The organism is Mycobacterium sp. NGS17, assembly GCF_059813205.1.
This window is the reverse complement of sequence record NZ_JCALED010000039.1, coordinates 1-548: the sequence shown is the minus strand read 5'-3', so window position 1 is coordinate 548 and position 548 is coordinate 1. Positions and strand designations below refer to the sequence as shown.

The 548-nt window shown below is 66.6% G+C and carries 1 protein-coding gene; it reads right to left on the bottom strand.

The window, feature by feature from the left end; genetic code table 11:
- A partial coding sequence (locus AC5Y7E_RS24250) for an AMP-binding protein (RefSeq protein WP_499950954.1) occupies positions 1-548 on the bottom strand: 548 nt, incomplete at both ends.

The window sequence follows — 548 nt, the reverse complement described above, 5'->3', positions numbered from 1 at the left end:
GAGCGGCACCGGGCGCAACCACCCATCAAGGACGAAAAAGGCCGCCCGTGCGATTGGCGACCCGATCGGCGGGGCCCCCGACCCGGCCACCAGCGGCAGGCTCTTGGACGCCCACATCGTGGTTTCGGTGGGGCCGTAGACATTGACCATCACCCGCCCCGGCGCCCACCGATTCACCAGCTCGGGCGGGCACGGCTCAGCACCGATCACCAACGCCGCGTCCAGCCCCTGCGGGGACAACATCCCCACCGCTGAGGGGGTTTGGGTCAACACCGTGACCCCCTCGGCGGTCAGCAGGTCGTGGAAATCCTGCGGGGAGCGGGTGACCTCGTCGGGCACCACCACCAGACGCCCACCGTGCAGCAGCGCCCCCCAGATCTCCCACACCGAAAAGTCAAAAGCATAGGAGTGAAACTGCGTCCACACCTGTTCAGCTGTCAGCTCCACACCGACATCGAGGGCATCGAAGAGTTGGGTGACGTTGTGGTGGGTGACCGTCACCCCCTTGGGGATCCCGGTGGTGCCCGAGGTGTAGATGATGTGGGCCA